9 protein-coding genes and 1 tRNA gene are annotated in these 10,248 nt (G+C 37.9%); 6 read left to right on the forward strand and 4 right to left on the reverse strand.

Features of this window, described 5'->3' with window-relative positions; all coding sequences use genetic code 11:
• Together FS875_RS08580 and def are read right to left on the reverse strand one after the other, a co-directional pair.
• The coding region (locus FS875_RS08580) for a methionyl-tRNA formyltransferase (protein WP_281282255.1) at positions 1-418 on the reverse strand (418 nt) is incomplete at its 3' end.
• Positions 418-948: a peptide deformylase gene (gene def / locus FS875_RS08585; RefSeq protein ID WP_144755677.1), complete on the reverse strand. Its 531-nt coding sequence runs from the start codon at positions 946-948 to the stop codon at positions 418-420. The genes def and FS875_RS08580, both read right to left, overlap by 1 nt.
• Positions 949-1,039: 91 nt before the next feature.
• Between def and FS875_RS08590 the strand changes: the two genes are divergently transcribed.
• Both FS875_RS08590 and FS875_RS08595 read left to right on the forward strand, forming a co-directional pair.
• The gene (locus FS875_RS08590) at positions 1,040-2,182 is read left to right on the forward strand and encodes a DNA recombination protein RmuC (protein WP_144755680.1); all 1,143 of its coding nucleotides are present in this window, start codon (positions 1,040-1,042) and stop codon (positions 2,180-2,182) included.
• A gap of 974 nt (positions 2,183-3,156) precedes the next feature.
• Positions 3,157-3,744, forward strand: a complete 588-nt coding sequence (locus FS875_RS08595; protein ID WP_144755683.1) for a transglycosylase SLT domain-containing protein — start codon at positions 3,157-3,159, stop codon at positions 3,742-3,744.
• A 1,308-nt stretch (positions 3,745-5,052) separates the two neighbouring features.
• Here FS875_RS08595 and FS875_RS08600 read toward each other — a convergent pair.
• Positions 5,053-5,128: transfer RNA gene (locus FS875_RS08600), tRNA-Ala, on the reverse strand.
• A 107-nt stretch (positions 5,129-5,235) separates the two neighbouring features.
• On the reverse strand, positions 5,236-5,616 hold the full coding sequence (locus tag FS875_RS08605; RefSeq protein WP_144755687.1) for a TIGR02300 family protein: 381 nt from the start codon (positions 5,614-5,616) through the stop codon (positions 5,236-5,238).
• Positions 5,617-5,803: 187 nt separating this feature from the next.
• Between FS875_RS08605 and aroA the strand changes: the two genes are divergently transcribed.
• The 4 genes from aroA to FS875_RS08625 all read left to right on the forward strand — a co-directional run.
• Positions 5,804-7,132, forward strand: coding sequence for a 3-phosphoshikimate 1-carboxyvinyltransferase (gene aroA, locus FS875_RS08610; RefSeq protein ID WP_144755690.1), 1,329 nt, complete (start codon positions 5,804-5,806; stop codon positions 7,130-7,132).
• Positions 7,129-7,776, forward strand: coding sequence for a (d)CMP kinase (gene cmk / locus FS875_RS08615; protein ID WP_144755693.1), 648 nt, complete (start codon positions 7,129-7,131; stop codon positions 7,774-7,776). Before aroA ends, cmk begins: the two co-directional genes overlap by 4 nt.
• Positions 7,777-7,910: 134 nt before the next feature.
• Positions 7,911-9,611, forward strand: coding sequence for a 30S ribosomal protein S1 (gene rpsA, locus FS875_RS08620; RefSeq protein WP_144755696.1), 1,701 nt, complete (start codon positions 7,911-7,913; stop codon positions 9,609-9,611).
• Positions 9,612-9,842: 231 nt separating this feature from the next.
• A partial coding sequence (locus tag FS875_RS08625) for a hypothetical protein (protein WP_144755699.1) occupies positions 9,843-10,248 on the forward strand: 406 nt, incomplete at its 3' end.

Raw genomic sequence — 10,248 nt, forward strand, 5'->3', positions numbered from 1 at the left:
TCATAATCATCATCCCCGTTTCCTTATCACCAGCCATAATGGCACGCTGAATAGGTGCAGCACCACGCCAGCGTGGCAAGAGTGAAGCATGGGCATTAAAACAGCCAAACCGCGGTGTTTCAAGAATAGCTTTTGGTAAAAGAAGCCCATAGGCAACCACAACAGCAACATCAATACAAAGTGCTGCAAATTGTGCTTGCTGTTCGGCTGTTTTAAGGGTTTGGGGTGTGAATACGGGAATCGATTTTTCTTCTGCTGCGTTTTGCACAGGTGAGGGAACGAGTTTAAGACCACGACGCCCTGCTGGGCGAGGAGGTTGACTATAAACGGCGACAACATCATGACCCGCTTCCAATAAAGCCTGCAAAATGGGAACAGAAAAACTGGGAGTCCCCATAAAACTTAATCGTAATGCCATTACAATACTGCATCCTGTGTATTTTTTTCTTTTGCGCGTTTTTTAAATTTTCGTATCACCATATCGCGTTTGATTTTTGAGATATAATCAATAAAAAGGCGCCCATCTAAATGATCCATTTCATGCTGCAAGCAAGTAGCTAACAAATCATCTGCTTCAATTTCTGTTTGTTTTCCTTCACGGTTCTGATAGCGAACACGCAGACGTTTAGGGCGTTCAACTTCTGCAAAATAGTCAGGAATAGAAAGACAACCTTCTTTGTGAATATTACGTTCTTCTGAAAGCCATAGAATTTCTGGGTTGATAATGACAAACGGATTTTTCGGTGCATCATTTGGAGAGACATCCATAACCAACATGCGCAGTGGTATACCAATCTGAATAGCAGCAAGACCAATACCTTGAGCATGATACATAGTTTCCAGCATATCATCAGCAAGCTTTTGTAGGGTTTCATCAACATGCTCGATGGGCTTGGACACTTCCCGTAAAATCGGATCTGGTAAAGTAACTAAAGATCTTATTGACATGGAGCACAGATTAATCAATGCTTGTGTATGGGTCAATATTGAATAACAAATTCTTACGCTTTTTTACGATGAGGACGTTATATTACTTTTCATGTTTGATTCGTTTTTTTCTTTTATATTTGCTGATGAGTCTTTTACGAAATTGAGTGTTCTTCTTTTATTGATACTCATTTGTCTAGCATTTTTTATGTTGATCTATTCTCATCGGAAAAAGGCATTTTTGGAAAGTGAAATTGCCGAGCATGCTCGTGAGGCGCAAGAGCAGATGGCTACTTTACTCAAAACACAAGCTGAAATGCAAGGACGAATGCAAACAATGGCGGAAATTTTTGGTCAACGGCAAGCTGAATTGAATAAATCACTCAGTGAGCAACTCAATGGTATGACAGCCAATATAGGTCAAACTCTTCAGGTACAGACCAAATCAACTTATGAAAATTTGAATCGTTTGCAAGAGCGTTTGGCAGTGATTGATGCAGCACAAAATAATATTCAATCTCTTACGGGACAAGTTGTTCAATTGCAGTCTATTTTAAGCAATAAGCAGACACGTGGTACTTTTGGTCAGGGGCGGATGGAAGCCATTATTGCCGATGCCTTACCAACAAATGCTTACGTTTTTCAGGCTGTTCTTTCCAACGGAAAGCGCCCAGATTGTCTTATTCACATGCCAAATAAAGCACCTTCTCTTGTTGTGGATGCTAAATTTCCTCTAGAGGCTTGGAATGCACTGCGTAAAGCAGCATCAGCACAAGAGCGCCAAGAGGCAGAGCGTCAATTTCGTACCGATATAGAAGTCCATATCCGTGATATTGAACAAAAATATTTGATTCCTGGAGAAACCCATGACACCGCTTTTCTCTTTGTACCATCGGAATCAATTTTTGCTACAATCTATGAGGATTTTGAGCCATTGGTACAAAAAGCCAATAGAGCTCATGTGATTATTGTTTCACCATCTTTGTTGATGCTCTCTGTTCAAGTTGTACAAACCATTATGAAAGATGCGCGGATGCGCGAACAAGCACATTTAATTCAATCAGAAGTAGCAAAATTAATGGAAGATTTTGGACGAATGGATATGCGTGTTCGCGCGCTACAGAAGCACTTTCACAAAGCAGGTGAAGATATAGAAGGAATTTTAATATCGTCATCCAAAATTATGAAACGGGCAAATCGCATTGAAACCTTCGAGTTAAAAGAAAATCACTCTGAAGTAACAAAGCAGCATTAAAGCAATTAGAAATCTGTGTAACGCAAGTTATTATTCCACACTTAAAACTTTTAATGCAAAAAAATTCAAATATAGAGACATATTATCCTTTTTAATAACTTAAAAACTGGAACTTTTTATATCTCTTTCTCCATAGTCAGAAGTGTTTACTCGTTTTCGTGTAATTGACCAGTTGCTCTAAAACATAATTTTTTATAAAAGGAAAGGCCTTTGATATTTTCTCTGTTCACTTTAAGATGAATCCTACCTGTATCTTAGATCTCTATGGCTTGTTTAAGCAGTTTTTTGCCGATTCCTAAACAGCTGATAGGATGGTAGCACATAAAGCCTTGCTAAATAGGCTTTATCTTTATCAGAATAATCAAAAAAATATATGGCCAGCAATTTTATCCATCCACCTTGGTGTTAAGAACAAAGTACCACATTTTTTGATCTGATCACTTATAACTTCAACATTACGCTATTTATTCGTTTGAGCTGTAATAACATTCGTACCAAGCAGCGCATCATAAGTATTATACCAAGTCTTAATCAGAAGGCACCTGACTTCTGACGCGTCAGACAACAAAGCTTAGGTAATTGCAACTCTCATAAACACTCTCCACGAATATTAATTTATCTTATTGTTTGTTTTAAAAATAGAACCGACCAAGTTCTTCAAGCTTTTAAATTCGTGAATTTATTTCAAAAGAGTATATAATGCGTTAGATACATGTCAATTATTCTCCCACACACCCTTCATTTTGCAGCGACAAGTTCAGTGCTTGGCATCTGCACCACAGCGTTCGTTGCCAACATCCCACCCTTAAACGACAATATCTTTTCGGTCGCAAACATTGCATTTTATTGATGAAAAATAAAGTAAAGAAAGGCAAGTTTTTATATCGTAAGACAGATCATCGCTTTTATTGATTGGTAATAATTTTTTAGTATCCCTATCTTGTTTTATTTCTTAAACGAGAGGAATAGGGAATATGCGACACCTTTTGTTTTTAGGGGCACTGGTGTTTTTGCTAGGGGGGTGTGCAACAACCACTCCCATCCATACAAACAATGCTTGCGCTATTCTAGCACAAAAAAATAGTTTTTTTGATAATTGGGGTAGGGCATCTCAAAGAGCAGAAATGCGTTATGGAATTCCTATGCCAATTATTCTTGCGACCATTAATATGGAGTCGAGCTTTCGTCACAATGCACGTCCTCCACGCAAAAAACTACTTGGTTTTATTCCATGGAAGCGTCGGTCGACAGCTTATGGCTATTCTCAAGCGCTTGACAGTACATGGGCAATGTATCTTCGCTCTACGGGTAGGTCTTTTGCATGGCGTACCAATTTTGCAGATTCTGCTGATTTTGTTGCTTGGTATCATCGCCAAAGTGTTCAGCGCAATGGGGTAAGGTTTGATGATGCCTATAGCCTTTATTTAAATTATCATATGGGGCATGGTGCTTATGCGCGGAGCGGTGGGTATGTTAATACCGCGCTTTCACAGGCAGCACAGCGTATGGCAAGGATGTCTAAGCTCTATGAACATCAATTGAAGAGATGTGGATGGCATTAGAAAAAAATCTCAATGAGGGAATTGATGGGATAAAATTGTTCAAGAGTAAAATTTCTTATGGGGTGCTAAAGTAGTATCTTTTTCTCCGATTATTAAAGAAACAAATTAAAATAAATTCAAGTGATAGAAAGCTTTTGTAAGACATAATCTATTTGAAGATACTCTTGATATTTTTATCTCCCTTAAGAAGGGATATTGATTCAAAAGATTTTCAATGGATACTATCATCCATTGAATGTTGTCATTTAGCTCTAGGAGAAATACTTGAGAGTGTTAAGAGAAATTTTAAATTTCATTATGCTTGATTATGACATGAATATTTATTTGTTAAGCATATAAAAGAGCAATTAAAAAGAATGCAATTCAAGCATTATAACAAGCATTATAAAAAGGGTAAAACATTCGATATAAAAAATGAGAAATGCATTAAACGAAAGAGTATCACTTCATAAAAGCGTTGCTTTTTATAAAGGTATAGTTACAGCCTGCCAAAAGACTAAATAGTCTTTAGTGTTGTATGAAATGAAGTCTGTCCATATTAATTAAAAAGTTATTTTGTTGTACGTCGCTATTGTTTAGGAGGGAAGCTATATACCGTTTTCATATAATGAATATTCAAGGCAAGGTTTTCTTTTAGTATGCAGTAACATTGGGAGCTAGTAAAAGTGTGATAGCGTCGCTTTGTTTCTACAACTCAACTTTGACTTATGATGCACTAAGGAAACGATTTTCATTGATTCAATACGTGAGGGTTATGATAAGAAAAGCATACTCTATTCGAAATTATTATTGAATAGAGGAGATAGTTTAATCATGATAAATCAATATATTCTTTAGGATTTAACATATCTCAGGAATGGGCTGGTGAACACTATTCAAGTGGGGATTTTTTAAAAACTGGCAGATCGTTTGATAAGATTAAAAACACTGAAAAAGTTTTGATTCGCGATGATCGAGAAATATGTTCTAGAGCTTTTATTGAGGTAGCTTACACCTGTTAACAAGATACCCATAATCGATGTATTATGATTTTGCGAAAATTTTGTAGCGGGGGGAGTTAAGATTTTGTTTTTTAAAACAATGTGTACGATAAATAACACACATTTCTATGCAAAGCATAAAAAAACATCATTTATTTTCCATTCCGATAACAGTAAAATTTCACAATCCAGCAACTGATTACAAGTATATTACAGCGCTAAAAGAAACGCGCACTAATGAATTAACTAGTTACAGAGCATATAATTTTTAAATTAATTACGCGTTCTCTTCTATAAATTGATTTCTTAAGAGAAGAACTGGTCTTTTTGGTGGAGCTAAGCGGGATCGAACCGCTGACCTCTTGCATGCCATGCAAGCGCTCTCCCAGCTGAGCTATAGCCCCTATAAAAACAAATTTCCCCAAAAGAACAGTCTATAATTTCAACTTTTTAAAACGATAAAAATTGAAGATCAAGAAGAATTTGCATTCAATGAAAAAGATACCTTCTTTTAAGAATCGTCGTCGTTAGAAACACCGCTTCCAAGAATATCAGTAACGTCATCATCCTCATCGTCATCATCGTGAGATAAAAATGTATCATCGTCATCTCCCAGATCGACATCACTATCTTCCAGATCAGGAAGATCGTCATCTTTAGAACCGTCATCATCCTCTTCAAGAAGCATAAAAGCAGACTTTTCAAGTGCTGTATCAAGCTCTTCTGTATCCACTTCTTCTTCGTTGTTTGCTTCAGCAGCCGCAACCTCAAAATAAGAACGCGGATAAGAAATTCCTGTATAAGGTGACACAATAGGGTCGCGATTTAGATCGTAAAATTTTTTTCCTGTTTCTGGATCAACACGTTTCGTTCCAAGTTCCTGTTTTGCCATAAACCGTGCCTCTTTTGATTAACTCTATTCCATTAAAAGATAAATTTTATGGTGCTTAATCGAAAAATAATGCCTTTGTCAAAGATAAATACACTATTCCACGTAGATTTTTTCATGACGCCCTTTAAAGCATGTGCTAAAGGATGCATAATTTCGTACAAGTTAGATAGAATTAAATAGAAATTCCATGCAAAAAGCAATCCCTATAACCGCCTATAAATCAAGTAGTCTCTCTGGAAAAATTCGAATACCAGGAGATAAATCAATCTCCCACCGTTCTCTTATATTGGGAGGGTTAGCAAATGGTGAAACATATATCCATGGATTACTTGAAAGCGCAGATGTACTCAATACAGCTGCTGCTATGCAGGCTATGGGCGCCTATATGATTAAGAAAGACGACCTCTGGATCATACGAGGAACAGGGAATGGTTGTCTCTTAGCCGCACAAAAACCTTTAGACTTTGGAAACTCTGGAACAGGTGCTCGCCTGATTATGGGAATGGTTGGTTCCTATCATATGAAAACAACTTTTATGGGTGATGCTTCTCTTTCTAAACGTCCCATGGGGCGTATCCTCGATCCACTGCGTCTTATGGGTGTGGACATTGAGGCAACACACGGCAATCATCTTCCTTTAACGCTTTATGGTCCCAAAATAGCTAATCCGATTCGCTATCGTGTCCCCATAGCTTCCTCTCAAGTTAAATCAGCGGTTCTCCTTGCTGGACTCAATACCGCCGGCATTACAACTGTTATTGAACCGGTTCTTACACGCGATCATACGGAAAAAATGTTAAAAGCATTCGGTGCTAAACTTGAAATAGAAAGTGATAAAGAAGGTGCGCGTTTGATTCATCTTAATGGTTACCCCCATCTTACTGGACAAACGATTCATGTTCCAGGAGATCCTTCTTCTGCTGCTTTTCTAATTGTCGCCGCCCTTCTTGTAGAAGATTCTGATATCACCATTGAAAATGTTTTGATAAATAATTCTCGAATAGGACTTATAAAAACATTGTGGGAAATGGGCGCTCAAATTGAATTTTTGAATCAACGCCAAACAGGTGGAGAAGATGTTGCTGATCTACGAATAAAATCATCGATCCTTAAAGGTGTTAGCGTGCCTAAAGAGCGTGCTCCATCCATGATTGACGAATATCCTGCTTTGGCGGTAGCAGCAGCCTTTGCTGAAGGCAAAACAGAGATGTTAGGAATTGAAGAATTGCGCGTTAAAGAATCAGATCGCCTCTCTGCTGTTGCTCAAGGACTAAAAATCAACCATGTAGAATCTGAAGAAGGGAAAGATTTCCTTATTGTTCATGGAAAAGGTTCTGTCAAAGGTTTAGGTGGTGGATATGTTACCACTCATCTTGATCACAGAATTGCTATGTGTTTTCTGATCTTTGGACTCGCATCAGAAAAACCTGTTACCATTGATGATAAACGAATGATCGCTACGAGCTTTCCAGAATTTATCCCTTTTATACAACAACTTGGGGGGAAAATCGCTTGAAACCTTTTGTGATTGCAATTGATGGACCAGCAGCTTCTGGAAAAGGAACATTAGCACGCAAAATTGCGACGCATTATCATCTTCACCATCTCGATACTGGGCTTACTTATCGTGGTGTTGCCCACGCACTTTTACAAAAAAAATTGCCTCTTAATGATGAAAAAAATGCTATCATTTGTGCCCAACAGCTTGATTTTAATACCTTAAACCCTGCCCTTCTTTCTTCTCATGAACTTGGTGAAGTGGCTTCAAAAATAGCGATTAACCCTGCTGTACGCAATATTCTTGTCGAAAAACAACGTAATTTTGCCAAAACTTTACCTGGAAGTGTGCTTGATGGTCGTGATATTGGTACTGTTGTCTGTCCTGATGCCGATATTAAATTTTATGTTTTAGCCAATGTTCAAATACGTGCCAAACGTCGCTACCAAGAAATTTTAGAAAAGGGGGGAAAAGCAGATTATCATGAAATTCTTAGCGATCTTGAACAGCGTGACAGTCGTGATATAACCCGTAAACAAAGTCCTCTTAGACCAGCAAAAAACGCCCACTTGCTTGATACGTCAGAATTGGGTATAGAAGCAACATTTGTAATTGCATGCACTTTTATTGATCCTATCATAAAAGAGCGTATAATTGGATAAATTCATTAAGGTGGCTTCCAGCCTAGCGCTAATTTTTCCTCCTTTATTCAAGGAAAAAGGCTAAGAAGTTGCCCCGTGTTAACACTAACCTAGCGCTCATACCTTACGAGATAAGGTATATATTAGGAGTTCTTATGTCACAATACAATCCCACAACAGCGGATTTTGAAGCCCTTTTAACAGAATCTTTTCAAACCAATGATCTTAATGAAGGATCTGTTGTTAAAGGCCGTGTTATTGCAATCGAAAAAGACATGGCCATTATTGATGCCGGACTTAAAGTCGAAGGACGTATTCCTCTCAAAGAATTTGGAGCTAAAGCAAAAGATGGCTCTTTGCAAGTTGGCGATGAAGTTGAAGTTTACATTGAACGCATTGAAAATGCAATGGGCGAAGCTGTTTTATCGCGTGAAAAAGCACGTCGCGAAGAAAGTTGGGTCCGTTTAGAGGAAAAATTCAATGCTGGTGAACGGGTTGAGGGCGTTATCTTTAGCCAAGTAAAAGGTGGTTTTACAGTTGATCTTGATGGTGCCGTTGCTTTTTTGCCGCGCAGCCAAGTTGATATTCGTCCCATTCGGGATGTTTCACCTCTTATGCATAATGCACAATCCTTTGAAATTTTGAAGATGGATCGTCGTCGTGGCAATATTGTGGTCTCACGTCGTACTGTCTTAGAAGAAAGTCGTGCTGAGCAACGTTCAGAAATAGTACAAAACCTTGAAGAAAACCAAATTGTTGAAGGTGTGGTGAAAAATATCACAGATTATGGCGCATTTGTTGATCTTGGTGGGATTGATGGGCTCTTACACGTTACAGATATGGCATGGCGGCGTGTGAACCACCCATCTGAAGTGCTGACAATTGGTCAAACGATTAAAGTTCAGATTATTCGCATTAATCAAGATACGCATCGTATTTCTCTTGGTATGAAACAGCTTGAAAGTGACCCTTGGGAAAGTATCAGTGTACGCTATCCGATTGGTAAAAAAATTACGGGTGCTGTTACCAACATTACTGACTACGGTGGTTTTGTTGAAATTGAACCAGGGATTGAAGGCTTGATCCATGTCTCTGAAATGAGTTGGACAAAGAAAAATGTTCACCCTGGAAAAATTCTGTCTACATCACAAGAAGTAGAGGTGGTTGTTCTTGAAATTGATCCTTCTAAACGGCGTATTTCTCTTGGTTTAAAGCAAACATTTGAAAATCCATGGGAAGCTTTTGCCAATAAATTTCCTGTCAATTCACAAATTGAGGGAGAGGTTAAAAATAAAACAGAATTTGGTCTCTTCATTGGTCTTGAAGGCGATGTTGATGGTATGGTTCATCTTTCTGATCTCGATTGGAACCGTCCTGGTGAACAGGTCATTGATACTTACAGTAAAGGGGATATCGTTAAAGCTGTGGTTTTGGATGTTGATATTGAAAAAGAACGTATCTCTCTTGGTATTAAGCAGCTTTCTAGTGATAAAGTGGGAGAAGCGGCTGCTTCTGGTGAATTGCGCAAAGGGGCTGTTGTAACTTGTGAAGTGATTGCTGTTAACGACAATGGCATTGATGTGAAATTGATTGACCACAACCTTGAGACAACCATTCGGCGTGCTGATCTTGCACGTGATCGTGATGAACAACGTCCTGAGCGTTTTGCAATTGGACAAAAGGTTGATGCACGCATCACAGCATTTGATAAAAAAACACGTAAAATTTCAGTATCTATCAAAGCATTAGAGATTGCAGAAGAAAAAGAAGCTGTTGCTCAATATGGTTCTACAGATTCAGGTGCTTCTCTTGGTGATATTCTTGGTGCTGCTTTGAAAAAACAAGAACAAGATTAATCATCAATCATTAAAACTGATAATATTATTAAGGTCACTCATTTTAGGAGTGACCTTTTTATTTTCTAAAGAAATTATTTCCTTAATTTGTAATTATTGCATTAAAAATTATTATAACTACTTGCAAATAAAAACAAAAAGTTTGTTTTTTATCTATCAACGGTTCACTATTTAGATAAAATGCTTACACTTTAAATAACAAGCGATGTAATTGAATAATAATGGGACATTATGGCGTGCACAATACCTTTCATAAAGTACTTTTTTTCTCAAAAGAAGGGAAAAGATCATTTTATTAATACGGCTCTTCCTCTTCGTGCAATTTATAAAGTACAGGAAGATATTTATGACCTAGGTCATGATATAGCTTCTGGCAAAGAAGTTTTACTCCCTGAATATGAAGGCGTAGAAGATTTTCGCAAGAGATTGGATGAAAATGCTAAATTTATTCTTCACGCCTTTCACACCTGTGATATTGCTGCGCGAAATGATGAAACCATAGCACCATCCGCTCAATGGCTCCTTGATAATCACTACACCATTGACCAAACAATACAACAGCTACGCCGTAACTTATCTAAATCCTGTATCAAACAGCTTCCTCTTTATAAACAAAAGGAAGACATACCACGTATCT

The organism is Bartonella saheliensis (genome assembly GCF_902162175.1).

Excerpts from the sequence above, each read along its gene's own strand:
- def (WP_144755677.1), bottom strand. The coding sequence starts at position 948 with ATGTCAATAAGATCTTTAGTTACTTTACCAGATCCGATTTTACGGGAA.
- FS875_RS08590 (WP_144755680.1), top strand. The coding sequence starts at position 1,040 with ATGTTTGATTCGTTTTTTTCTTTTATATTTGCTGATGAGTCTTTTACG.
- FS875_RS08595 (WP_144755683.1), top strand. The coding sequence starts at position 3,157 with ATGCGACACCTTTTGTTTTTAGGGGCACTGGTGTTTTTGCTAGGGGGG.
- FS875_RS08605 (WP_144755687.1), bottom strand. The coding sequence starts at position 5,616 with ATGGCAAAACAGGAACTTGGAACGAAACGTGTTGATCCAGAAACAGGA.
- aroA (WP_144755690.1), top strand. The coding sequence starts at position 5,804 with ATGCAAAAAGCAATCCCTATAACCGCCTATAAATCAAGTAGTCTCTCT.
- rpsA (WP_144755696.1), top strand. The coding sequence starts at position 7,911 with ATGTCACAATACAATCCCACAACAGCGGATTTTGAAGCCCTTTTAACA.